We start from the raw sequence: 24,427 nt of genomic DNA on the forward strand, positions 1-24,427 counted from the left end.
CTACAGCGAAGGCTGGACCCCGAAGGCCACCGCGAGCTTCATGATCTTCTCGGCACGGCCCAAGCGCGGGAGGTCCGAGCCGTCGCGGATCACGCGGCCGTTGGCTTCGAAGTCGTTCATGAAGTCGGTGGCCCAGGCGACATCGGACGGCGTGGGGCTGATGACCTCGTTGATGACGGTGGTCTGGTCGATGGCCAGGCACAGCTTGCCGGTCATGCCCATGGTCACGGTGATGCCGGTCTGCTCGCGCAGGATCGGGTGGTTGGTGCCCACGGTGGGGCCATCAATCGGGCCCGGCAGGTTGCCGACGCGGCTGGCGACCACGAGCTTGGCCCGCGGGTAGGCCATGGCCTCCGGGGTTGCCGCCATGCCGGTATCGCGACGGAAGTCGCCCGAACCGAACGCCAGGCGGAACGCACCCTGGGCGCGGGCAATGTGGTTGGCCTCTTCGATGCCGAGGGCGGACTCCACGAGCGCGATCACGGGGGTCTTGCCGTCCATGCGGTGGTAAGACTCGGTGACCTGGTCCGCGGATTCGGTCTTGGCCAGCATCACGCCGAGCAGGCCGGGCGTGCCGCGCAGGCCTGCGAGGTCGTCGGCCCAGAACGGGCTGGTGGCGTCGTTGATGCGGACCCAGGCCTGGCCGCCGTTGGCCAGCCAGTTCACCACGTTCTCGCGGGCCTTGTCCTTCTGGGACGGGTCAACGGCATCTTCGATGTCAAGGATGATGGCGTCTGCACGCGAGCCCGCCGATTCGTCAAAAAGCTCCGTCTTCATGGCGTTCACGAGGAGCCAGGAACGGGCGATATCGGCAGGAATGTTGCGGGTAGGCCGAACGGACTCGGCGGCGATGCTAGACGTCATGTATCTACCGTATCCGCCCACCGGCCCGCGGGGCGAAGAATTGCGCCCGGTTGTGAGGATCAATACGAACTAAACCCCATATTGCTGTGGGGTCCCGCAGTATGACTGCCCGACGCCGGTACGGGCCAGTCGCTTTGGTCCTGCCTGTCGCCGGACGTCACCTCGCGGAACACAGCCTTCACGCGGCTCAACCAGAGGACTTTGTGTCTTCCCGTTGCCTCCGGTGGCCCCGGATTTCATTGCGTTGCCCGCTGTTTCCCCGCGTTTCCGGCCGTTACCGGATCGCTTCCCTGCCGCCGTCGAAATGGGCTTTCATCGTTCCCAAGCCGTTTCGCAGATGGCTTCCCCAACCACAAACCAACCACCCGAAAGTAGCTCCCATGAAACTGCAACTGCCCCTCCTGAGCGTCGCGGCCGCCGTCGTACTAGCGCTGACGGTGAGCGGCTGCGGCGGTTCAGCCGACGCCGGTCAAGCCAGCCAAGCGGGCCCCGAAGTCAAGGAACTCCGCTACCAGGGCTGGGCCAACCAGGTCACTTTCCCGGAGCTCGCCGCGGACCTGGGCTACCTGGGCGACATCAAGCTTAACTGGGTGGGCAACACCACCAGCGGTCCGCAGGACATCCAGTCGGCGGCGACCAACCAGACCGACTTTGGCGGGGCGTTCACCGGCGCGGTGACCAAGCTCATCGAAGCCGGCGCACCCGTGAAGGGCGTCATCAACTACTACGGCGCAGACGCCAAGAACTTCAGCGGCTACTACGTCAAAGCCGACAGCGACATCAAAGGACCCCGGGACCTGATCGGCAAGAAGATCGCCGTCAACACCCTGGGCGCCCACCATGAGGCCGTCATCAACACCTACCTCACCAAGAACGGCCTCAGCCAAGACGACATCAAGCAGGTCCAGTTGGTGCCGCTGCCGCCGAACGACACCGAGGAAGCCATCCGTCGCGGACAGGTTGACGCCGGAACCCTGGGCGGCGTGCTGCAGGACCGGGCCATCGAAGCCGGCGGGCTGCGGTCCCTGTTCAACGACTACGAGCTGTTTGGGACGTTCGCCGGCGGCCAGATCGTGCTCCGGAACGACTTCATCGAAAAGAACCCGAACACCACCCGCGAGTTCACCACCGCCATTGCCAAAGCCCTGAAGTGGGCCACGGAAACGCCGCGTGAGGAAGTGATCGCACGCTTCACCAAATCATCGAAAGCCGTGGACGCAACGAAAGCACGGCCAACCTGAAGTTCTGGAAGAGCCCAGGCGTGCCCAACAACGGCGTGATCAAGGATGAGGACTTCACCCGTTGGGAGGCGTGGCTGAATTCCTCGGGCATCGTCAAGGGCAACCTGACGCCGTCCAAGTATTACACCAACGACTTCAACGATCTTGCCAAGCAGCCTGCGGCCAGCGCCACGGCTTCCAGCGGAACGACGAAGGGATAGCAATGACCGCGAAAATCAGCCTGAAAGACGTCACAAAAGAATTCACCGTCCGCGCCACGAAAGGAGCACCCGCTTCCCGCCTCACGGCCATCGATGGGCTCAGCCTGGACGTGCGCGACGGCGAGTTCCTCACCTTGGTAGGGCCCAGCGGCTCCGGCAAGACCACCCTGCTGGACCTGTTGGCGGGCCTTTCCACGCCGACCTCGGGAGAGGTCCTGGTGGACGGCAAACCCGTGACCGGACCGGGCAAGGACCGCGCCGTGGTGTTCCAGCAATACGCACTCTTCCCGTGGCGGACGGCCTCGGCCAATGTGTCCATTGGGCTCGAAGGCAAGGGACCCGACGGCAAAAAGCTGAGCCGCCGGGAACGTGCTGCCAAAGCCAGTGAGTACCTTGCACTCGTAGGGTTGGCGGGCTTCGAGGACCGCTACCCGCACGAGCTCTCCGGCGGCATGAAGCAGCGCGTGGCCATTGCCCGGAGCCTGGCCTACGAGCCCGACATCCTGCTGATGGACGAGCCGTTCGCGGCCCTGGACGCACAAACCCGCGAGCAGTTGCAGGACGAACTGCTCAGGATCTGGAAGGCCACCGGCAAGACGATCATCTTCATCACGCACGGCATCGACGAGGCCGTGTACCTGGGTCAACGGGTTGCCGTGCTCAGCGCCCGGCCCGGCCGGCTCAAGGAAATCGTGGACATCGACATTCCGGACCGCGCCGGAGACGAGGACATCCGCTCCAACCCGGCCTTCGTGGAGCACCGGCACCAGGTCTGGACACTCCTCCACGACGAGGTCCGGCGAGCGCAGGATGCCGGACACCGCAAGATCCTGCCGGACGGCAGTGCCCCCGACGAACCAACCACCCTTGAAAGGAGCGCGGCCTGATGACGACCACCCTGACGCACGCAGAAACCGCAGCCGCCGCACCCCAGCCGACTGCCGCCGTCGAACCTTCAGTCCGTGTGGAGGCGGAACGCACGACGCCGGTCCGCGCCGTGGCGCGCCGCGTCACCGCAGTTGCGGGATCGGCGGCGTGGAAGTCCGCGGCCGTCCTTGCCTTCCTGGCACTGTGGGAACTCGGGCCGACGTACCTGGCGAGCCCGTCCACGCGGGTGTTCCTTCCGCCGCTGCATGAAGTCCTCGCAGCCTGGGGCAAGCTGTTCGATGCCGGGACCATCCAAGGGCACATCGCCGCGAGCCTGACCCGTTCGGTTGCCGGATTCGGTGCTGCACTGGTGGCGGGTGTGGCGCTGGGCCTGCTCATCGCCTGGTACGGGAAGCTGAACGCCGTCCTGAACCCGCTGCTGGAACTGTTCCGCAACACTGCCGCGCTGGCCTTGTTGCCGGTGTTCACGCTGCTGCTGGGCATCGGCGAGGAATCGAAGATCAGCATCGTGGCCTACGCTGCGTTCTTCCCGGTGCTGCTCAACACGATCGCCGGCGTCAAAACCGTGGATCCCCTGCTCATCCGGGCCGCACGCTCACTGGGACTGAACAACTTCCGGCTCTTCCAAAAGGTCATCCTGCCCTCTGCAGTGCCCACCATCTTCACCGGTATCCGCATGGCCGGCACCGCGTCCATCCTGGTGCTGATCGCTGCGGAAATGGTGGGAGCCAAGGCTGGCTTGGGCTACTTGATCGTGAACGCGCAGAGCAGCTTCCTCATCCCGGACATGTACGCGGGCATCCTCACCGTGTCCCTGCTGGGGCTCGCCGTGAATTTCCTGCTGGTCGCCCTGGAACGGCACTTCTCCCGTTGGCGGACCGCCGTTGGTTCTGCCGCCTGATTTTTGTACCCGTGGCACCTCGCCACACCATCACCGAAAGAAAAGGAAAGAACCATGACTGTCATTACCGAAACCAAGCTCGAATTTGCCAAGCTGGGCTCCCGCATCGGCGCCGAGATCCGTGGACTCGACATCTCCGGTGACCTCAGCGCGGAGACCGTCGCACAGATCCGTTCCGCCCTCAACGAGCACAAAGCCTTGGTGTTCAGGGAGGCAAACATCCTCACGGACGAGGCCCAAGTGAAGTTCGCCTCGCACTTCGGTCCGCTGACCAAGGCGCACCCCACGGTGGCGTCGGTTGATGGCGAGGAGAACGTCCTGCCCGTGGACAGCGAGAACGGTTCGGCCAACAACTGGCACACGGATGTCACGTTCGTGGTGAACCCGCCGCAGGCTTCGACGCTCCGGAGCATCGACCTCCCGGCGTACGGCGGCGAGACGCTGATTGCTTCCTCGGCCGGCGCCTACCAGGACCTGCCGGAGGAACTGCGCAACTTCGCGGATACCCTCTGGGCCATCCACACCAATGATTACGACTACTCCGTGCCCAAGAACCTGGAGCACGCCAACGCCGAGGAACGCCGCAAGGAGTTCACCCGCCTGAAGTTCGAGACGGCCCACCCGGTGGTACGTGTACACCCGTTGACCGGCGAGCGCGGATTGTTCATTGGGGGCTTCGCGCAGCGGCTGCGGATTGTGGGCCTGTCCAACACTGAGTCGAAGGACATCATCCGGTTGCTGCAGGCTTACGTGACCCGTCCGGAGAACGTGGTCCGCGTGAACTGGGAACCCAACCAGGTGGTGCTGTTCGACAACAGGATCACCCAGCACTACGCTCCGGACAACTACGACGGCCAGCCGCGCAAGCTGAACCGCGTGACCATTGCCGGTGACATCCCGGTGGGTGTGGACGGCAAGCTGAGCCAGTCCCTCCAGGGCGATTCGAGCACCTACTCCGTGGTGGCTGACGCTTCGTAGGGGGCCTTATGTGTTGCTGTTGTCACCCAACTGAGTCGCAGTTAAGCGCGTTTTGAGCTCTCATAACGCGCACTACTGCGACTCAGTTGGGTTTACGGGAGATTGCTTCCGCGGGCAGCGGTCCAGAGGCCGTACCACTCGGCACGGGACATGTTCTCTGCGACGTCGATGGCCTGGGCGCAGGCACCGATCCGGCCCGGGTTGGTGGTGCCCACCACCGGCGAGATGCCCGCAGGGTGCTTCATGAGCCAGCCCAGGAGGACGGATTCAGGAGTGGTGTTCTTCTCCCCCGCCAACCGTTCCAGCATTGCTGCCGTTGCTGTATCAGCGGGGGTTTGTCCGCCGGCACCCGTGTAACGCCCCTGCGCCAGGGAACCGTAGGCCTGCAACTCGATCCCGTTTGCCATGCAATGCTCCAGCGTTCCATGGGGGAAGCTGTACGCGGTGCCCTCAGGATGGTTGACCAGCACCGTGCTCTCCAGCCAATCCCGGCGAAGCAGGCTCATTTCCAACTGGTTGGCCACGATGGGCGTCTCCAGCCGGTCCTGCAGGTAGGCGATCTGAGCCCCGGACATGTTGGACACACCCAGTTGCCGCACCTTGCCTTCGGCCATCAACTGCCCGACGGCGTCAGTCACCTCGCGCGCGTCCATGAGGGGATCCGGCCGGTGCAGCAGGAGGATATCCACGTACTCCGTCTGGAGCCGTTTCAAGCTCTGGTTGACCCGCTCCAAGATGGCTTCGCGGCTGAGGTCGTAGTGGGTATCCAAACCTCGCTCCCCCAACCGGATTCCGCACTTGGTCTGAAGCTGGACCGATTCCCGCAAACCCTGCGAACGGGCGAGGACTTCCCCGAAGACGGCCTCCGATTTGCCGCTGCGGTAGATATCGGCATGATCGAACAGTTCGATCCCGATGCCCTGCGCGGCTTCGATCACGGCAGCAGCCTGGTCGATCTCCGTGGCGCCGTAGGATGTGCCGTCCCACGGACCACCGAGTCCCATGCAACCGTAAATGAGGCGTCCCCGCCCGTTCGTTTCAGTCATCTTCCAGGGATGCCTATGCGTCCCGGACTACCCACGCCGTGGTGTCGGCGGGCAGCTTGCCGTCTTCCAACGGTCCGCTGCTGACGACGACGGTCCCCGCCGGAAGCTCGAAGGCTTCCGTTCCGAAGTTGGTCACCGTCTCCCAGCCACCATGGCGGCTGAAGTGCAGCACGTCCGGGTTGCCGGTCTCCACCCATTCGAGTTCTTCGTCCGTCTGCAGTTCACTGCGGAGGCGCAGAGCCTTGCGGTACAGCTCCAGCGTGGAGCCTTCCACGCCCTCCTGGGTGGATACTGCGTAGTCCTTGAACCAGGCAGGCTGCGGCAGGTGGGCCGTGTCGCCGCCGAAACCGAAGGCGGAACCTTCCGGGGTCCAGGGCAGCGGAACGCGGCAGCCGTCGCGGCCGATCTCCACGCCCTTGTTGCGGAAGAACGACGGATCCTGGCGCTCGGCGTCGGGAATTTCCGTGACTTCGCGGAGGCCGAGCTCTTCGCCCTGGTACAGGTACGCCGAACCGGGGAGCGCGAGCAGGAGCAGCGAAGCAGCGCGTGCCCTGCGCAGGCCAAGCTCGATGTCCAGTTCGTCGGCGGGGGCACCCGCGAGCAGCCAGCCCTTGCCATCCTGGCCCTTGGGCTCGGTGCCGGTGATGTCCTGCGCTGCGTTGGTTCCCTGGGCTACGGACCCACCCTTCGGCAGCCCGTAGCGGGTGGCGTGGCGGACGACGTCGTGGTTGGAGAAGACCCACGTGGAAGACGCGCCGGATTCCTTGGCGGCGACCAGGTTGTCCGTGATGATCTTCTTGAAGGAGGCGGCGTCGAAGTCCGACTGCAGGAGGTCGAAGTTGAACGCCTGGCCAAGTCCTTCCGGGCTGGCATAGCGGGCACGGCGGGACTCGTGGACCCAGGCTTCGGCGACGGCGGTGCGTGGCGGGTTGTACTCGTTGAAGAGCTTGCGCCACTCAGCGTAGACCTCGTGGACTTCGTCGCGGTCCCAGAAGGGGTGCGAACCGTCGGTGAAGCCATCGGTGTTGTGTGCCTTGGCAGCCAGGTCAGCCTTCATGGGCATCGGCTCGGAGAGGTCCTTGGCCATGCCGTGGGCAACGTCGATCCGGAAGCCGTCCACGCCACGGTCGGACCAGAAGCGCAGGGTCTTCAGGAAGTCCTCGCGGATTTCCGGGTTTTCCCAGTTAAAGTCCGGTTGTTCCTTGGCGAAGATGTGCATGTACCACTGGCCGGGTGTGCCATCAGGTTCGGTGATGCGCTCCCAGATGGGGCCGCCGAAAACAGAGTCCCAGTCCGACGGCGGCAATTCGCCGTTTTCGCCGTTGCCGTCGCGGAAGATGTAGCGGTTGCGGGCCGCGGACCCCTTCGGCGAGGCCAGGGCCTCCTTGAACCATTCGTGCCGGTCCGAGGAGTGGTTGGGCACAATGTCCACCACGAGCTTGATGCCTGCTGCGTGCAGGGCTGCGGCCATCTCGTCGAAGTCCTCCAGCGTTCCAAGCTTGGGGTCCACGTTGCGGTAGTCGTCCACGTCGTACCCGCCGTCGGCGAGCGCGGAGGGGTAGAACGGGCTCAGCCACACGGCGTCGACGCCAAGTTCCTTCAGGTACGGAACCTTGGCAGTGATGCCTTTGATGTCGCCCAGCCCATCACCGTTCGCGTCGTAGAAGCTGCGCGGGTAGATCTGGTACACCGCCGCCTGGCGCCACCAGTTGGGGTCGGCCATGCGGTCGGAGTGGGACAGGTTTGCCTTGGTGGCGGAGGTGCTCACGAAACTCCTTTGATTTAGATTCTAAATTTAGTTCCCGAACCAGTATCTGACGGCTGGCCCGGCAGGTCAACACTCAGCCCTTGACGGCTCCCTGGGTCACGCCCGCCATGACCCATCTCTGCGTAAACAGGTAGGCAACAATCGCCGGAGCCATGGCCATCAAGTAGGACGCAAAGGACACGTGGTAGTTGTTGCTGAACTGAGTCTGGAACAGACTTTGCCGCACGGGAAGGGTTTGCAGCGCAGGATCGGAAATGATCAGCGAAGGCATCATGAAGTCGTTCCAGGCATAGAGGAAGGCGAAGATCCCCACAGTTGCACTCATGGGCGCCAGCAGCGGGAAGATCAGCTTCCAGAACGTTTGCCACGTGGTTGCCCCGTCGATCCTGGCGCTCTCCTCCAACTCCATGGGGATCGAGCGGAGGAAGGCGGTGAACAGGAGCACGCTGAAGCTCAACTGGAACATGGTGGCCAGGAGGATCACGCCGAGCGGATTATCCAGGCCCAGGCGACCGGTCAGCTGGATCTGCGGCAGGGCCACCACCGGGAAGGGGATGAACATGGCTGCCAGAAGGTAGAAGAACGAATACCGGAAGAGGCGGCGGTCCCAATTCCGGACAATCGCATAGGAGGCGAACGCTGCCAGGACAATGGTGGCGACAACTGTTCCCGCGGTCACCAGCAAGGACATTGCCGCGCCGACCGGGAAGTTGGTCAGGCTCCAGGCCTGCACGAAACCGTCCAGGCTGAAGGGAGCAGGCAAGGAGAAGGCGTTGCCGTCCACGGCCTGGGCCTGCGTCTTGAACGCCATGGATACCGTGACGTAGAGGGGTAACAGGACCGTTACCGCGCACAGGATGAGGATGGTGGTTCCGGACCAGTTGATCCGTTCCGGCCTGTTGGCTGACCGACGGGTACTGTCGGCGGCTTTGGTGGTGCCCTCACGTCCGAGGGTTGCTTGTGTGCTCATCAGAGGGCATTCCGTCCGCGGGTCAGGGAAAGCTGGACAAGGGAGATAACGATCGCCACCAGGAAGAAGATGGTGGCATTGGCCATCTGGTAGGCGTAGTCGCCACCGTTGAAGCCGGTGATGACGGTCATGGCGATGCTCCGCGTTGAGGTCCCCGGACCTCCGTTGGTCAGCCCCACGATGATGTCGTAGGCGTTGAGGAAGCCCTTGAACCCCAGGATGACGTTGATGACCACGTATCCCGCTACGAGCGGGAGGGTGATCTTCAGCAACTGCTGGACCTTGCCGGCACCATCGAGCTCCGCAGCCTCGTAAACGTCGCCGGGAACGGCCACGAGACCCGCGATGTAGATCAGCAGGGAACCGGGGACAGCCTGCCAGGCAGTGACCAACACGACGGCGACCCAGGCGAGATCCGGATTGGCCAGGAGACTGCCTTCCAGCCAAGGAATCCCGGCGGCCGAGCCCAGCGCCGGGAGCGAATTGGAGAAGAGGAAGTTGAAAACGTAGGCGATGATGATGCCGGAGACCACCATGGGAATGACAAAGACGGTCCGCAGCGCAGACTTCATCCGGACGCGGGAGGTCAGTCCCACAGCCAGCAGGAACGCGATCACGTTCACCACGATCACCGTGACGATCGAGAACCCGAAGGTGAAGAGGTAGCTCTGCAGGATCGCAGGGTCGCTGAAAATGGCGATGTAGTTGGTCAGGCCCACGAACTCCCAGTCGCCGATTCCAATGGAGTCGGTGAAGCTGAAGAAGATACCGATGACGCCGGGCACGGTGATCGCCAAGGTGAAAAGAACAAGGCTCGGCAGGAGGAACAGGTAGAAGATCGGCTCGACCCTCCGGGGCCGACGGCGTGTGGGTGCGGGATTCGCTTGGGCACTGCGTCCACTCGCGGGGCGTTTGGGTGACGTTGAAGTGGTAAGGACGGACATTTATCTGGCTCCCTGTGTCTGCGCTACTGGCGGAAGGCCAGGCGTGCCCAGTCTGCGTCGAGTGTGCGGAGGGTGGATGTGGGGTCTGCGCCAAACACGAGCGCCTGGGTGTAGTTCATGATCGGGATGGTCTTGGGAACCAGCACGGACGGCCCTTGGTACACCTGGGCGTTGTCGTAGTACTTCACCATTCCCTCTATCCGGGGATCGGCAGCGCCGGCAGCGTCCTTGGTGGGCGTGAAACCCAGTTGCGACTGGTTGTAGGCGTCGATGACTTCGGGTCGGTACAGGTACTCCAGGAAGTCGCGGGCGGCGTCCTTGTGTTTGGACGCCTCCGGAATCCACGCAGCGAGATCCACATTGACGCGGACGCGCAGGTCCTGCGGGTTGTCAGTCATGGGGAGCGGGAAGGTTCCCAGTTCCAGGTTGGGAGCCGTCTTGGCCACTTCGCTGAAAGCCCACGGCCCCTGCAGGTACATGGCAGCCTTGCCTTGGGAGAAGGCAAGGTTTCCATCCCCGTAAGCCCTGCTGGCAGCGTCCTTGTTGACGTATTTCTTGGCCAGCGTCAGCATCTTTTCCACCGGCTGGCCAAAATCCTTCTGGAACGAAGCCTCGGAGCCGGATCCAACGGCCGTACCTTCGGAGGCCAGCTTGTCGAAGAAGCCAAGTGTGTCCACTTGGCCACCCACCGCATAGTCGAACCAGCCCTGGGCGATGGTCCAGTCATCTTTCCACGTGGCATAGAAAGGCGTCACTCCGGCAGCTTTGAGCTTCTCGCACGCGGCAATCAGCTCGCTCCAGGTGGTAGGCACCTTGATGTTGTTGGCCGCGAAGATTTGCTTGTTGTAGATCACCGAGGAGGCCATCACCGAATATGGCAGGGCACTGGTGCGGCCGGGGTAGGAACCGTACTGGTCCATAAGCGGCTGGAGGTCTTCGCGGACGCGGCTGGCTGCACCCGTGCCGGAGAGATCGCTCAACGCACCCCGCTGGACGAAGCGCGAAGTCTCCATGTTGTAGTTCGCCAAGGCGATGTCCGGCGGATTGCCGCGGACAAAGCTTGCCGAGACCACATCGACGCCGGACGTATCCAGCACCACTTCCGTGTGGTCCTGCGAGGCGTTGTACTCGGAGACGAGCTTGGTCATGAAACCAATCGCTTCCCGCTTGCTGAAGGTGAAGCGGATGGTTTCCTTCCCGTGCTCTCCTGCACATCCCGAAAGAAGACCGGCAAGCAATGCCAGCCCAAGGCCCATGGCGGCCCAACGTTTCTTGCGTGTCACTTTCACAGACACGTGATCCTTTCGTCGTGCGGCCCCTCTGCCGCATGCCAACGGGGTGATGGCGCGCGACACCACCCCGGGATTTTAGATAGGAGATAAATTTATTACCTGTCGCAAGTATTATGTGAGGGCCGCCACACCGTCAAGCCCGGAGCCGTAACACGGCGAAGTCTAAATTTATGTACTAAATTTAGAGAGGCCGATACCTCTCTCCCCCGGCGGCCAGGAAAGGTGGGAACACACCATGCTCACTGGAACGGCGCCCTCAACCCAGCTGGTCCGCAGGCTCAACGCCGGGGCAATGCTCAAGGCCATGCGCGGGGCAGGGGTTGTCACCGGAACCGAGCTGATGGCCCGGACGGGACTCTCCCGGGCAACCGTCATTTCCATTTGCGACGAGCTGGTCCGGCTCGGCTGGCTTCGGGAACTCGAGAACCGGCGCGGCGCGGGCGATTACGTCAAGGGACGCCCGGCCCGGCGTTTCGTGTTCGACGACGGCGCCGCCAGCGTCCTGGGCATCGACATCGGCGCCAACAAGATCACCACGATCGTCGCCGACATGGCCGGAAACCCCCTCTCGCAGGTCACCATGCCCTTCCGGACGTACAACGTCTCCGCGGCCGAACGCGCCGACGTGCTGGACAAGATCGCAGCCAACGCCTTGCAGGAGGCCGGGGTTCCTGCGGACTCCGTCCTGGCAGTATCGGTTGGCGTGGCCGCACCCGTCAGCCGGGAGGGCGAAGTCCTCACCGTCCAGGAATTCTGGAAATCCTTCGACGTCCGCCGGACCGTGTCCGAGCGCCACGGGTGGCATGTTCTCCTCGAAAACGACGCCAACCTCGCGGCCCTGGCCGAACGATGGCAAGGGACGGCCCAGGGGGTGGACAACCTGGTGGTCATGCTGGCCGGAGACCGCCTGGGTTCCGGGATCCTGGAATCCGGCCGTCTCCTCCACGGCCAGGTGGGCGGCTTCGGTGAACTGGGATTCCTCGACAACGTGGACGGCGTGGGTAACACGTATGGAATCGCCTTCTACGCCGCCCTGGCGGGCCGAGAAGCCATGGAAGAGGCGGACGGGACAACCCTCCGCGGACTCTGTGGCGGCAACCCGGATGACCTGACCGCCGAGATGGTCTTCGCAGCAGCGGCCGATGGAGACGGTGCCGCCCTCAGCGCCCTGGACCGGGTGTCATTGCGCATGGCGAGGGTCATCGGCTCCATCAGCACGCTGGTCAACCCGGAACTCGTGGTGCTCGCCGGAGGGGTGGCAGCCTCCGCGAGGACATTGCTTCCGGGCATCCAGCAACACCTGCCGGAGTTCACCTTCACTCCCCCGAGGTTGGCCACGTCCACCCTGGGGGAAGGCATTGTCTCGCTCGGAGCCATCCGGCATGCCCTGGACTACGTGGAAGAGCACGCACTGGATCTCTCCCCTTCGTCCCTGCCAAAGCGGGCTTCCTGACACCACCCCGCTGGAGGCTCCGGCCTACTCCGGCATGGACATGGTCCGCAGGTCCAGTTGCCGGAGCACCCGGTCGGCAACCTCCGGATCCGTCCCCGGCTCGTTGCGGGCCTGCACCACTTCCAGCCTGGCAGCGTCCAAGGCGATGGTCTGCACCGTGATGGCCAATTCCCGGCCACGCTCGCGCTTCTCCGCGGCGGACTCGTTCTTGAGCGTTCCATCCAGCAGCTCGGCGTGCAGGCGGCGCATCTTTTCCTTGACCAGGGCCACCTTTTCCGGCGGCAACTCCTTCATGAGGTCGTGCTCCTTGAGTGCCGCCACCGCGGCCGTCTGGGCACGCTTGGCCAGCAACCGGGCCGCGTCCTTTTCGTGCGAGCCATCCTCGGTGGCCTTGAGGACACGCATGAGCCATGGAAGTGTCAGCCCCGGCACCACCAGCGTGGCCAGCAGCACGGCACAGGCAATCACCAGGATCTCGTGCCGGGCCGGGAAATCGCTGCCGTCCGGGAGGGTGAGCGGAAGCGCCAACGCCAGGGCCAGGGTGGCAAGCCCGCGCATGCCGCACCACGTCAGGATGAGTACTTCCTTCGGCGTCGTAGGCTGCAGGAGGTTCCGGCGCCTGTTGGCAGACAGCGCCAAGAGACCCAGCCAGAGGTAGCGCACCACGAACACCAGCACGCAGATCACCACGGCCATGCCGATCATGCCGAAGATGGCTGTGCCCTCATCCCGGATGACGTGACGGATCTCCAGGCCCACCAAACCGAACGCCAGTCCCGTGGCCAGGAGTTCCACCACATCCCAGAAGGCGTTCCGGGTAACCCGCTCGGCGGCGTCCTGCGGCCGGGCGTGGCGTTGCAGCTCCAAGGCCGTGACGACGACGGCCACCACGCCTGAGGCGTGCAGCTCTTCCGCCAGGATGTACGCGGCGAACGGAACAACCAGCGTCACAGCGCTCCTGGCCACCATGGAGGACACCAGCTTGGTGATGACCTTGGTGAGCCAGCCCATGGCGATGCCGATCAGCACGGCGAGTGCCGCGCCGATGACGAACTGGAGGATGATTCCCGGGCCTACCTCGCTGCCGGCCAGTGTGGCCGCCACTGCCGCCTGGAAGATCACAATGGCGGCCGCGTCGTTGAACAATCCCTCGCTCTGCAGCACAGTGATCAATCGACGCGGCATATGGACCCGGCCGGCAACGGATTCCACCGCCACGGGGTCCGGCGGCGCCACCATGGCGCCCAAGGCGATCGCCGCAGGAATACCGATCCCCGGGATCATGAGCCAGGCGGCTCCCGCCACTGCTGCGGTGGAGACCACCACCAGGGCCACGGCCATGAGCAGCAACGTCCTCCACCGCACACGGAACACGGCCCAGGAACTCTTCTGTGCCGTGGCGAAAAGCAACGGCGGAAGGAAGATGGGGAGGATCAGCTCCGGGGAGATCTCAAACTCGGGGAACCCCGGAATGAACGTCAGGGCCACCGCCAGCAGCAGCATCAGCACCGGGTAGGGAAGCCTCAGCCGGTCCCCCAAACCAACAGCCACCACCGTTGCAAGCAGCAATCCGATAATCAGCGCCAATTGATCCATAGTCCCGCTTCCCCATGAGTATGTCCGGTACTTCAGCGGACCCGGCCGCGAAAGTTCCCTACCAACATATCCCGGGGGCCGGGCCTCACTCCCCGGTCAGGGCGTCCACGACGTCCACGGCACCGTCCTTGAACCTGATAGTGCGGTGGACTGTGTCCGGAAGTTCCAGGACCGCAGCCGCCACCAGGGCCACATTGGCCCGGGAAGTCTGCGTACCGTCGTCCGGGTTCGCTGGATCCACCTCGATCAGGCCCGTCGGCGGCACATCCGTCAGTGCCCCTGGGCCCAACACCGTCCAGTCCAGCGAGGTATTTCGCAGGTAGTCGTCGGCGGCCGCCTTGGCTTCGGCGTACGCAAAGAATCCGTGGTCCTCGGGGACTCCGTGGTCCTTCGCGGCGCCGAGGTAGGAAACCATCACGTAGCGGTTGACGCCGGCTTCGGCGGCTGCGTCCATGGAACGGATCGCCGCGTCCCGGTCCACCGCATACGTCCTCTCCGGGTTGCCTCCCCCGGCACCCGCCGACCAGACCACGGCGTCATGGCCCGCGAGCGCCTGGGCGAGTTCCGCCGTCGTCGAACTTTCCACGTCCAGGACCTCGGCGGCGGCCCCGGTTTCCGTGACATCAGCCACATGATCGGGATTCCGCACGAACGACGTGACATCGTGACCTTCGCCACTAAGAATCCTGGACAGATGCAGGGCCACCTTGCCGTGGCCGCCAATGATTGCGATTCGGCTCATGCACCCATTCTGTCCCAGATCGGCCCCACGCGGCGCGGCAACAAAAAAGGCCCCGCAGATGAAAACCTGCGGGGCCTTGCTTTGTAGCGGTGGGGAGGCTCGATCTCCCGACCTCACGATTATGAGTCGTGCGCTCTAACCAACTGAGCTACACCGCCACGGATGAGAAAAGCCTGCGTCAGCCGGTCAAAACCGCCTTGACGCAGGCCCTCATCCAGAGCCCCCCACCGGAATCGATCCGGTGACCTCGTTCTTACCAAGAACGCGCTCTACCACTGAGCTAGGGGGGCAACGAGTAAATACTCTACCGGAGGTTTTCCGAAGCTCCAAATCGGTGCAATGACGGGGAAAAACAGCTCCGACACAATTTGCGAACCGGCCAATTTCCTGTTCTCAAAGGGGCCATTTCAGGGCAGGCGGAGCACCTGTCCGGGGTAGATCGCATCCGGGTTCGGCACCTTGTCTGCGTTCGTCGCAATCAGCGCTCCAAGGTCCACTTTGAACTGGGCCGCGATGCCGCCCATGGTGTCCCCCGGTTCCACCACCACCTCCGTGACGCGGGGAGCCACCCTCCCGGTCTGTCCGGCCCCTGCAGCGGCCTCCACGGCGGCGTCCTGGCCCGCCTGCCGCACTTCCGGGTCCGAAGGCTCCAGGCCGACGTCGTGCGCCTCCTGCGCGGCCGCAGCGGTGGCTGCAGCCTGCTGTTCGGCAGCCTGCGCTGCCGCGGCCTCCGCGGCCGCCGTGTCCGAGGCGGAAACCTCGACGGCGGCAGCGTCCTGAGCCGCTTGGCGCGCTGCCGATTCCCCGGCAGCGTGGTCCTTGTGTCCCAAACCGAGGTTCTTCTTCACGTTGTCCAGGAATCCCATGGCTCGATGGTACGGCGGGTGCCAGTGGCAGGGAACCCGCCGCGTTAAACGGCCGAGGGGCCGGCTCGAAAGCCGACCCCTCGGTCAGGATGCTGCAGAGTGTTTACCACTTGCCCTTGCGGTTGAAGTCGCGGTGACCGCCTTCGCCGCCGCCACGGGGCTTGCGGGCACCGTCGCCGTGACCGCCGAACCGCGATCCGCTGGACTGGCCGCGGTCACGGTCGCCGTAGCTGCCGGACGTACGCTCGCTGTACGAGCGGCCGCCACGATCCGCCGAGGAACGCTCGCCGTCGTTACGGCGGAACTCCTTCTTGAAGCCACCGTTGCCCTTGAAGTTTCCGCCGCCGCGGCCACCGGAGTAGCCGCCGCGATCGCCTTCACCGCGGGGCTTCCGTCCCGTGTCCAGCTCGAGGTGGATCAGCTCGCCACCAATCCGGGTACGGGACAGGGCGCGCAGCTGCTCGGGGCTCAGGTCCGCGGGGAGCTCCACCAGGGAGTGGTCCGAACGGATGTCGATACCACCGATCTGCGAGGACGAGATGCCACCCTCATTGGCGATGGCGCCCACGATCGAACCCGGCATGACGCGCTGGCGGCGTCCGACGGCGATCCGGTACGTGGCGTTGCCCTCGGTCAGTGCACGGGACGGGCCGCGGGAGTTGAAGCCGTCCTTGCGCTCGCGCTTCTGGAATTCCGGTGCTGCAGGGAGGTCCTTGACCAGGAGCGGCTGGCCACCCTGTGCCATCACGGCCAGGGCTGCGGCGATCTCGGCGGCCGGAACCTTGTGCTCCTCCTCGTAGGAAGCGATGAGGTCGCGGAACAGCGAAACATCTTCCGACTCGAGGGTTTCGGTGATGCGCTCGGCGAACTTGCCCAGGCGCAGGGAGTTGACCGTCTCCGCGGTCGGCAAGTGCATCTGTTCCACCGACTGGCGGGTTGCCTTCTCGATGGCACGGAGCAAGTACTTCTCGCGCGGGGTCATGAAGAGGATCGCGTCGCCACTGCGGCCTGCACGTCCTGTACGGCCAATGCGGTGGACGTAGGACTCGGTGTCGTGCGGGATGTCGTAGTTCACGACGTGGCTGATGCGCTCCACGTCGAGGCCACGGGCGGCGACGTCGGTTGCCACCAGGATATCGATGCGGCCCTCGCGCAGTGCGTCGACCGTGCGCTCACGCTGCTGCTGCGGGATGTCGCCGTTGATGGCGGCAGCCTGGAAGCCGCGGGCCTTCAACTTGTCGGCGAGGTCCTCGGTGGCCATCTTGGTACGCACGAAGGCGATGACGCCGTCGAACTCTTCCACCTCGAGGATACGGGTCATCGCGTCCAGCTTGTGCGGGCCCATGACCTGCACGTAGCGCTGGCGGATGTTGGAGCCCGTGGAGGTCTTGGACTTGACTGAGATCTCGGCGGGGTCGTTCAGGTACTGCTTGGACATGCGGCGGATCTGGCCGGGCATGGTGGCAGAGAAGAGCGCCACCTGGCGGGTCTCCGGGGTCTGCTGGAAGATCTGCTCCACGTCATCGGCGAAGCCCATGCGCAGCATCTCGTCGGCTTCGTCCAGCACCAGGTACTGGAGTTCGGAGAGGTCCAGGGAACCCTTGGAGATGTGGTCGATCACGCGACCGGGCGTACCCACTACAACCTGGGCACCGCGGCGCAGGCCGGCGAGCTGCGGGCCGTAAGCCGAGCCACCGTAGACGGGCAGGACCGTGAAGTCATCCATGTGCTTGGCGTAGGAGGTGAAGGCCTCGGCCACCTGCAGGGCGAGCTCACGGGTCGGAGCCAGGACCAGTGCCTGGGTCTTGCGGGAGGGGCCGTTGAGGTCGTGGAGTTCGGCAAGCCGGGACAACGCAGGAACAGCGAAGGCTGCGGTCTTGCCGGTACCGGTCTGGGCCAGGCCAACGACGTCGCGGCCTTCCAGGAGCAGCGGAATGGTGGCGGCCTGAATGGGGGACGGCTTCTCGTAGCCAACATCCTGCAGGGCTGCAAGGACGCGGCCGTCAAGGCCGAGGTCGGAGAAGCGGACACCCTCTTCTTCGGTTTCGGCAGCAGGAGCGGCTGCGGTTTCGTCGGCAGGGGTTTCGACGGCGGCCGGTGCTTCCGGAGCGTCGCTCACGGTCTCTGCGGTCTCGGCGTCAAGGTTCTCGTTGAGAGTCTCGGGCATGTGGGGAAAATCCTCATCCATAGGGCGTCGGCGCGGCCCGGTTGGGCTTGGCCGCAGTACACGCGAAAGCCCGGCAAGGGTGCCCTGCTTTCGCAGAAGTCCGGCGCTGTCGCAATCCCATGGCAGGACTTCGCGCTGCATCTCTTGGCTGCTATCCCAGCAGTCTGTACAGCGTTTTCTTTAGCCGGCGCTCCCTATGAAAATGCCCGCACACAGTTTGCGGGCCCCAACACTTACCAGTCCTGCCTCAAAAATTGGGCAGGATAAAGGGAATTCCGGAGTGGGGGATGTATCCAGTGTAGGGCACAGGCACGGTCCACCGCGACTTATACTGCGCCGGCGGCGGTGAGAGCTTGCGCACACTCCTCTGTGTGGGGCGGTGCTAGAGGCCGTTGCGGCGCAGGATTTTCTCGAACTTTGAGTGGTATTCATCCTGCAAACGGATCTCTCCATCGGCTTCGGCATCGAGCAGGGCCTGGACGATTTCCGGGGTCGGTTCGCTGAACCACTGGCCCACTGTGATGCCGTGCCTGGGGACGAACACACGATGGATGTGGTCGCCGGCAGAAATGCTTCCGGTCTTGATCACGCGCAGGTACGTTCCCACCCGCCCCTCGTTGGTGAACCGCTTGACCCACTGCGGCTCCCCCAGCACCCGTTGGAACGTGGCGCACGGAACACGCGGCGAGGTCACTTCAACTTCCAGGTCCAGGCCGATCTTCCAGCGTTCCCCGATCACTGCTCCGGTGGCGTCGATGCCGGCTACGCGGAGCTTCTCGCCGAAGATTCCCGGCGGCAGCTCGCGACCCAGTTCAGCGGACCAGAAGTCGGCGTCATCCTGCGAGTAGGCGTAGAGGGCCTGGTCTTCTCCCCCGTGATCCTTGCGGCTGGCTTGGACATCGCCGTGAAGGCCCAGCTTGTGCACCTTGACGGGTCCCTCCACCGCGCGTTTGTCGATCGCGGTCACGCCCACGCTGCCTTCCGGGTCCGGCAACAGTTGGTGGACCCGGCAGACGGCAAGAAGGGATGCGGTGTTCATGGGGATTAGTCTACGAGCCACCCACCCCAACCCTCTCTCACCAAACCACCCTCCCCGCCCGACGCTCTCTCACCAAACACCCCTTCACGCCGGACGCTCTCTCACCAAACACCCCTTCACGCCGGACGCTCTATCACCTTTGGCTTTATACCCCGTGTTGCACCCGTCGTCGTTCCGTCACGACCCACTTTGGATTGGGATCCTGCACAACACGCCGTTTCACAGAGTTGCAGGCCGGTTTTCGCCCTGAAAGTTGGTGGCGGCGGTACAGCAGTGCGCAGTGGATCACGACGGCGGCTGGCCGGCTGAGCAGCGAACCTGCCGGAGACGAAACTTCAGTCGCGCGACAGAACTTCCATCAGCACCGATTGGAAACCTGGACTGACACGAACGGAAAATGCTCCATCATCGGCCAGGTTGGTCAGTTGGTCGTAACCACCGCCATTCCACCAGTAGACGTGTGGGCTCACCGGTCCGGGCGCCTCACTGTAGGCGCTCAGGGTGAATCTCGCCATTGCGTCGAGGACATGGATCACGCTGCCATCCTCGATGTGATGCCAGGCAAGCTGGTGGCGGTTCGGAACGCTCATCAACCACCCGTGGTGGGTGGCGCCCGGCTTGCCCGCCACCTCCGCAGAAAGCCCAGGCAGCATCAAGGCGCGGCTTCCGGTGTAGACATTGTTGCCCATGAGCACGTGGAAAAATCCACCGCCCGGAGCCTCAAACCTTTCAAGCCGCTCTACTTCCAACTCGCGCAGGTTGGCTATACCCTGTGCCCGCAGTGCCTCCCAGCCGCCGAATTTCCTGGCATGGTCGTGATCAAACATTTGGACTAAGTCTGGAAGGTCGAGGGCCAGCACCTCGACGATGCCCGGAGCGAACTCCCTGTGCGGATACCGCTCCATTTTGGGCAGATGGTTCTCCCCGTAGAGACGGGCGAACGTTTGCTTCGCGATATGGCCAGGATGAAGGTATTCGAAGGGATCCGGATTCTCGAAGCCGGCCAAGACACGCTGAAGGTGTTCCGCGATGGTGTCGCGCCACTCGACTTCATCTTGGGCATTACATCGGGCTGCCACGTTCCGGAAACCGTAGCCGCGGCCCTGGGCGTCGATAGCATGCAGGGCATGGATCTGTACTTCATAACCCAGCTCGGCAAGGAGCTCGCGTATGAGCCCACGGAACCTATTGGCCCTGGCAACTGTGAAAAAGGTCAGTTCCTCGTCCATTGGTTCGGGGGCAGGGACCCTCTTCTTGAAAAAACCCACAAGGCTCACTTTCGTTGTGAAGGACCGGGCGCTCCGGTCGAAAGCCGTTTTCGGAAGTTGGATGAATAGTTGGCCCGCCCCGTGGTTCCGGGCTCGGCGTCACTGCGGCGAACGCCTTCTCGTTGTCCAAGTTGGCCTTAGGCGTCCATCCCCTGAGCACGGCCACTGTGCCGTGCTGCAGCACGCGCCGGCTTGTCGCCAACTTGGCGCCGCAGAGATGGAACTGAAGTCGGGCCGTTTGACGAAGCTCCGCTGGAACTCGGCGCAGACTACTCCTGCCTCTAGCCTTTGCGCCTTTTCCGCAACCATCCAGCGCCGACGGCCGCAACAACAGGTCCCCCGAAGAAACCGAGCCACAACACGGGCAACGGAGAGTCTGCGGGATCGATTTTCTGCTGATCGACCACGATTCCAGTGATATACATGGCAATTATCCAGCCAATAAAGAGAAGCCCACCTACTACGATCAGTCCTACTGGAAGAATCGTCATTTTGCGATGTGAAGAGGCATTGAATGTCATCATTTACCCTCTATCCAAGCTTGTCGGTCCACACTAATTGCACCAGTTGAAGACGTAGGCGTAATAGGAGTCCCTCCACCGCCATGAGTCCAAATTCCATGTCTCCTTGAACGGAGCGAACTGAGCGTGGCAGGCCAGCTGCCACCACATCTGAGTGTTGCATGCGCTGCCGTACTTACTGCAAAACTCCTCGAGAAGAGCTTGGTGCGCCAACGGGCTGTTTCCGTTGGCGCGTGCCCACCATGTGGGCGTCACCACGAAGGTGCCGCCTGACCAATATGCGGAGGCAAGGAGATCGATGCCAAAATAGGGGTCGGCAGTGACGGGATATGCGACTCCGGCCACAGCGTGCTCTACAACCTGAACTATCGTCGTGCCAACAACCTCATAGTGGGTTCTGACATCGTTGCCATTGGCGTCCTTTGCCCACGCTGGTGCGAATCCGCCGAGACGTGATCCATCAGGGCCTAGAACTGAAACGCTTCCGTCCTTTTCAAGCTTGAGTGATGCGTTGGGTGCAAGACCAACGTTGTAGGTGTAACGGGTCGGTGCGGCGGAGTCATTGATGACGGTCATGATTTGAACCGAGCCATCGTTCTTCACAACCGGCACCGTGGCGGAACCGTTGTCGTTATCGTAGGAAACAACGCCGTCCTGGACTGGTTTGGCGTCGGCCGCTTCGCCTGCGAACGGCAGTGAAATCTTGATGGTCGTTCCCGTTGTTGATTCGAGCGAAACCGGATCGGCAGGGTCCGTCGGAACTACGACACGGATGTCGTTGACCGTGGCCTCAATCGCGTTGCTGCCGCTGTCATCAGCGACGACACTTGCGACATCGGACAGCACGTCCGTTGCTGCGGAGGATGATCCTGCCGATAGTGCCTGGAGCGCAGGAAGTGGATTGTCAGCGACTTTCTTAGCTTCGGCGGTGTGGGACGAGTGCTCTCTGGTGTCGTCGGCAACGGCGATGTTACAGGGCCCCAGAATCGATATTGCCGTCGTCGAGGCAACTACCAATGAAAGAAGCGACCTGGATCTCATTTGTTACCCCCATCGTTGAAGTGTGAGGCACCGTCCGTCGTAAATTCAGAGGCACACGCGGACATCGACAGCACCTCGACTGGAGACACGGCGTCCACGAACCGGCGCACCAACGCCCCTAGGTCCTGATGCGAGGCATCCGACTGCCGAACAAGAGTAGGGAGCGTCTGCGCGCCCAGATCAAAAACAGCCATACAAAAGGCCCCCAATAGCCCTCGACAAACCAAACCCCGAACAAAAGAAGGGGTGCCCGTGACCGGAAATGGCCACGCAACCGGGGACATTGTGAACACACAAAAACGGCCCTAGGTGGCGAAAAAGGCTCTCCCTAGACCCAAACAAGGGAAATTAGGTGGTAAAAACCAAAAATTAGGTGCTACGAAAAATCATCTAGGTGGTGCCGAGAACAGGCGTCACCGAATTACGGATCGAACCTGTATCCCATCCCTGCCTCCGTGTGCAGGTGGCGTGGAGCCGCTGGATCGCGTTCCAGCTTCCGCCGGAGTTGCGCAATGTAGACGCGAAGGTACTGGGTCTCCTTGGCATACGCCTGCCCCCACACCTGGGTCAGGAGCTGCTGTTGGCTCACCAGCTTGCCTTTGTTCCGGACCAGCAGCTCAAGGATGTTCCACTCTGTTGGCGTCAGGCGGACCTCTACGCCGTCCTTGACGATCTTCTTCCCCGCGAGGTCCACCATGAAGTCGGCCGTAGCCAAGGTGGGTTCCTCCTGCGAGGTGACGTGCCTGCGCGAGGCAACCCGCAGCCGCGCGAGCAGCTCATCGAGGCCGAAGGGCTTGGTCACGTAGTCATCCGCACCGGCGTCGAGCGCTTCAACTTTGTCCTCCGAGGCATGCCGGGCGGAGAGCACAATAATGGGCATGCTGCTCCAGCCGCGGACGCGGCGGATGATCTCCACCCCATCCATGTCCGGCAACCCCAGGTCCAGGACCACAATGTCCACCTTCCCCTTGGCCACGGCAACAAGGGCATCTGCTCCCGTCCCGACAGAAAATGCCTGGTAGCCGTGTGCTTGAAGGGTGATCTGCATGGCCCGCGCAATCTGGGCCTCGTCCTCCACGATCAGTACGCGCGTCATTCCATGCTTTCCTGGTGCCCGGTCCAGAGCGGGAGGGTGACCACCATGGTCAAGCCGCCACCCGGCGTCGGCTCCGCCCGCAGGGTACCGCCCATGGCCTCCGTGAAACCCTTGGCAACCGCCAAGCCCAACCCGACCCCCGGGCCGCCTCCGGCCGAATCGTCAAGGCGTTGGAAGGGCTGGAACATCTCCAGGACTTCAGCCTGTCCCACTCCCTTGCCATGGTCCGTGATGCGAAGTTCACTGGCTGGGGTGTCCCCCACAGTGATGCCCGCCCCGGCACGTGCCGTCAGGACAACGTCCGAACCTGCCGCGTACTTCACCGCATTCTCCGCAATATTCGCCACCACTCGTTCCAGCATCCCTGCGTCGGCCTGCACCGGCGGGAGATTGGGCTGCAGTTCGTTGCGGAGCCTGTCCGCGGGAACACCACGCAGCGCGTCCGGCAGCACTTCGGCCCACGCAATGCCGGCCAGCAACGGGTTGACGGCATCGGCCGTAATGCGGGACATGTCCAGCAGGTTGTCCACCAGATGGTCCAAGCGGTCTGCGTAGCTTTCGATCGTCTCCAGCAGTTCGCGCTCCACATCCGGAGGGAACTGCACGTCTTCCTGCCGCAGGCTGCTGACGGCCAGCTTGATGCCCGCAAGCGGTGTCCGCAGATCGTGCGAGACGGCGCGAAGGATGGACGTCCGCATCTTGTTGCCCTCGGCCAGGCGGAGATTGTCCCTGCGGCTCTTCACCAATTGCTGCCGCTCCCGCACCGCCACCACGAACGCACCGAAGGCGGCCAGCAGCCGCTGGTGCTGCAACGTCAGCGGCCCTCCGCGCAGCAACAGCGTGTAGTGGGGATCGACGACGGCGGCATGGTCGGCCGCAGCATGGGTCACCGGTGGATTGGGGCCGGCACTCGCCAGGACCCGCCATGTGGCTGGAACCCCGGCCGAGGCAGGAGTCGCGGCGCCCAGGAGGGTGACCGCCTCCATTCCCAGGTTCCCCCGCACCTTCTCGAGGAAGGATTCAAGGCTCCCGTCCGAGCTGAGGATCCGGAGGGCCAGCGCGCTGAGGGCCGTGGCTTCGGCGCCGGACCGCGCTGCTTCCTGGGCCCGACGGGTGGCCAGTCCTACAGCGAGCGCCACTCCGCAGGCGACAGCAAGGAAGACAACCACAGTGAACAGGGTGGTGGGGTCCGCGATGGAAAGGGACCCCACAGGATCTGCGGAGAAGTAGTTCAGGAGGAAGCTGCCCAGAACGGCCGCCACCACTGCTGGCCACAGTCCCCCGATCGCCGCTACGGCCACCGCCACGGCCAACTGCAGCAGCATGATCATGGAGAAGTTACGGAAGTTGAGGACCGTCACCAAAAGTTCGACGGCGGGTGGCAGCAACAGCGCCAGGACCAGGCCGCTGAGCACCCGGCGTCGTCCAATGCCCCGCACCGGCGGAAGCCGCAACAACAACCCCTCGGCGTCGTCACTGTGGGAGTCGGCGGCAGGCATGGCTACATCCTTGCACGTCCGGCAGACGGGTAGTTCTACCCACCGGG

22 protein-coding genes and 2 tRNA genes are annotated in these 24,427 nt (G+C 63.6%); 6 read left to right on the plus strand and 18 right to left on the minus strand.

Features of this window, described 5'->3' with window-relative positions; genetic code table 11:
* On the minus strand, positions 1-864 hold the full coding sequence (locus ACIQT2_RS06640; protein ID WP_400329021.1) for an HpcH/HpaI aldolase/citrate lyase family protein: 864 nt from the start codon (positions 862-864) through the stop codon (positions 1-3).
* Positions 865-1,244: 380 nt separating this feature from the next.
* Here ACIQT2_RS06640 and ACIQT2_RS06645 point away from each other — a divergent pair, with 380 nt between their 5' ends.
* Genes ACIQT2_RS06645 through ACIQT2_RS06665 form a run of 5 tightly spaced genes read left to right on the plus strand, consistent with a single transcriptional unit; the run spans position 1,245 to position 5,072 of the window.
* Positions 1,245-2,105: an ABC transporter substrate-binding protein gene (locus ACIQT2_RS06645; RefSeq protein WP_402944720.1), complete on the plus strand. Its 861-nt coding sequence runs from the start codon at positions 1,245-1,247 to the stop codon at positions 2,103-2,105.
* A gap of 20 nt (positions 2,106-2,125) precedes the next feature.
* Positions 2,126-2,305, plus strand: coding sequence for a hypothetical protein (locus ACIQT2_RS06650; protein ID WP_402944722.1), 180 nt, complete (start codon positions 2,126-2,128; stop codon positions 2,303-2,305).
* Between the two features lie 2 nt (positions 2,306-2,307).
* On the plus strand, positions 2,308-3,192 hold the full coding sequence (locus ACIQT2_RS06655; RefSeq protein WP_402944724.1) for an ABC transporter ATP-binding protein: 885 nt from the start codon (positions 2,308-2,310) through the stop codon (positions 3,190-3,192).
* Positions 3,192-4,094, plus strand: a complete 903-nt coding sequence (locus ACIQT2_RS06660; protein WP_402944727.1) for an ABC transporter permease — start codon at positions 3,192-3,194, stop codon at positions 4,092-4,094. Before ACIQT2_RS06655 ends, ACIQT2_RS06660 begins: the two co-directional genes overlap by 1 nt.
* Positions 4,095-4,148: 54 nt before the next feature.
* A complete protein-coding gene (locus ACIQT2_RS06665) occupies positions 4,149-5,072 on the plus strand; it encodes a TauD/TfdA dioxygenase family protein (protein WP_400329009.1) in 924 nt (307 codons plus the stop codon).
* A 92-nt stretch (positions 5,073-5,164) separates the two neighbouring features.
* On the opposite strand, the gene ACIQT2_RS06670 is transcribed toward ACIQT2_RS06665, so the two are convergent.
* From ACIQT2_RS06670 to ACIQT2_RS06690, 5 genes are all read right to left on the minus strand, one after another.
* Positions 5,165-6,118, minus strand: coding sequence for an aldo/keto reductase family oxidoreductase (locus ACIQT2_RS06670; RefSeq protein WP_402944730.1), 954 nt, complete (start codon positions 6,116-6,118; stop codon positions 5,165-5,167).
* Between the two features lie 13 nt (positions 6,119-6,131).
* Positions 6,132-7,886: a glycoside hydrolase family 13 protein gene (locus ACIQT2_RS06675; protein WP_402944732.1), complete on the minus strand. Its 1,755-nt coding sequence runs from the start codon at positions 7,884-7,886 to the stop codon at positions 6,132-6,134.
* Positions 7,887-7,959: 73 nt separating this feature from the next.
* Complete coding sequence (locus ACIQT2_RS06680; RefSeq protein WP_402944735.1) at positions 7,960-8,856, minus strand: carbohydrate ABC transporter permease; 897 nt, start codon at positions 8,854-8,856, stop codon at positions 7,960-7,962.
* The gene (locus ACIQT2_RS06685; RefSeq protein WP_402944738.1) at positions 8,856-9,800 is read right to left on the minus strand and encodes a carbohydrate ABC transporter permease; all 945 of its coding nucleotides are present in this window, start codon (positions 9,798-9,800) and stop codon (positions 8,856-8,858) included. Before ACIQT2_RS06685 ends, ACIQT2_RS06680 begins: the two co-directional genes overlap by 1 nt.
* A gap of 23 nt (positions 9,801-9,823) precedes the next feature.
* Positions 9,824-11,095, minus strand: a complete 1,272-nt coding sequence (locus ACIQT2_RS06690; RefSeq protein ID WP_402944740.1) for an ABC transporter substrate-binding protein — start codon at positions 11,093-11,095, stop codon at positions 9,824-9,826.
* A 232-nt stretch (positions 11,096-11,327) separates the two neighbouring features.
* Here ACIQT2_RS06690 and ACIQT2_RS06695 point away from each other — a divergent pair, with 232 nt between their 5' ends.
* A complete protein-coding gene (locus ACIQT2_RS06695; RefSeq protein ID WP_402944742.1) occupies positions 11,328-12,545 on the plus strand; it encodes an ROK family protein in 1,218 nt (405 codons plus the stop codon).
* A gap of 24 nt (positions 12,546-12,569) precedes the next feature.
* Here ACIQT2_RS06695 and ACIQT2_RS06700 read toward each other — a convergent pair whose 3' ends face one another.
* From ACIQT2_RS06700 to ACIQT2_RS06755, 12 genes are all read right to left on the minus strand, one after another.
* Positions 12,570-14,141 carry a Na+/H+ antiporter gene (locus tag ACIQT2_RS06700; RefSeq protein WP_400269526.1) on the minus strand — a complete coding sequence of 524 codons (1,572 nt, stop codon included), beginning with the start codon at positions 14,139-14,141 and terminating at the stop codon, positions 12,570-12,572.
* A gap of 85 nt (positions 14,142-14,226) precedes the next feature.
* The gene (locus tag ACIQT2_RS06705; protein WP_402944745.1) at positions 14,227-14,883 is read right to left on the minus strand and encodes an NAD(P)-binding oxidoreductase; all 657 of its coding nucleotides are present in this window, start codon (positions 14,881-14,883) and stop codon (positions 14,227-14,229) included.
* A gap of 84 nt (positions 14,884-14,967) precedes the next feature.
* A tRNA-Met gene (locus ACIQT2_RS06710) sits at positions 14,968-15,041 on the minus strand.
* Positions 15,042-15,101: 60 nt separating this feature from the next.
* A tRNA-Thr gene (locus ACIQT2_RS06715) sits at positions 15,102-15,173 on the minus strand.
* Positions 15,174-15,290: 117 nt separating this feature from the next.
* Complete coding sequence (locus tag ACIQT2_RS06720) at positions 15,291-15,749, minus strand: LysM peptidoglycan-binding domain-containing protein (RefSeq protein ID WP_402944748.1); 459 nt, start codon at positions 15,747-15,749, stop codon at positions 15,291-15,293.
* Positions 15,750-15,852: 103 nt separating this feature from the next.
* Positions 15,853-17,916 (minus strand): DEAD/DEAH box helicase, encoded by a 2,064-nt coding sequence (locus ACIQT2_RS06725; protein ID WP_402944751.1) that lies wholly within the window; start codon positions 17,914-17,916, stop codon positions 15,853-15,855.
* A 382-nt stretch (positions 17,917-18,298) separates the two neighbouring features.
* Entirely contained in the window at positions 18,299-18,955 is a 657-nt protein-coding gene (locus ACIQT2_RS06730; RefSeq protein ID WP_402944754.1) for an MOSC domain-containing protein, read from the minus strand.
* Between the two features lie 335 nt (positions 18,956-19,290).
* Complete coding sequence (locus tag ACIQT2_RS06735) at positions 19,291-20,184, minus strand: hypothetical protein (protein ID WP_402944757.1); 894 nt, start codon at positions 20,182-20,184, stop codon at positions 19,291-19,293.
* 320 nt (positions 20,185-20,504) lie between these two features.
* Positions 20,505-20,747 carry a hypothetical protein gene (locus ACIQT2_RS06740; RefSeq protein WP_402944760.1) on the minus strand — a complete coding sequence of 81 codons (243 nt, stop codon included), beginning with the start codon at positions 20,745-20,747 and terminating at the stop codon, positions 20,505-20,507.
* 30 nt (positions 20,748-20,777) lie between these two features.
* Positions 20,778-21,590, minus strand: a complete 813-nt coding sequence (locus tag ACIQT2_RS06745; protein ID WP_402944762.1) for a DUF2599 domain-containing protein — start codon at positions 21,588-21,590, stop codon at positions 20,778-20,780.
* A 616-nt stretch (positions 21,591-22,206) separates the two neighbouring features.
* On the minus strand, positions 22,207-22,881 hold the full coding sequence (locus tag ACIQT2_RS06750) for a response regulator (protein WP_402944765.1): 675 nt from the start codon (positions 22,879-22,881) through the stop codon (positions 22,207-22,209).
* Positions 22,878-24,380: an ATP-binding protein gene (locus tag ACIQT2_RS06755; protein ID WP_402944767.1), complete on the minus strand. Its 1,503-nt coding sequence runs from the start codon at positions 24,378-24,380 to the stop codon at positions 22,878-22,880. The genes ACIQT2_RS06750 and ACIQT2_RS06755 overlap by 4 nt, the downstream gene beginning before the upstream one ends.
* Positions 24,381-24,427 lie beyond the last annotated feature (47 nt).

The sequence above is a fragment of the Paenarthrobacter sp. NPDC090522 genome, from assembly GCF_044769225.1.
Classification (GTDB): Bacteria; Actinomycetota; Actinomycetes; order Actinomycetales; family Micrococcaceae; genus Arthrobacter.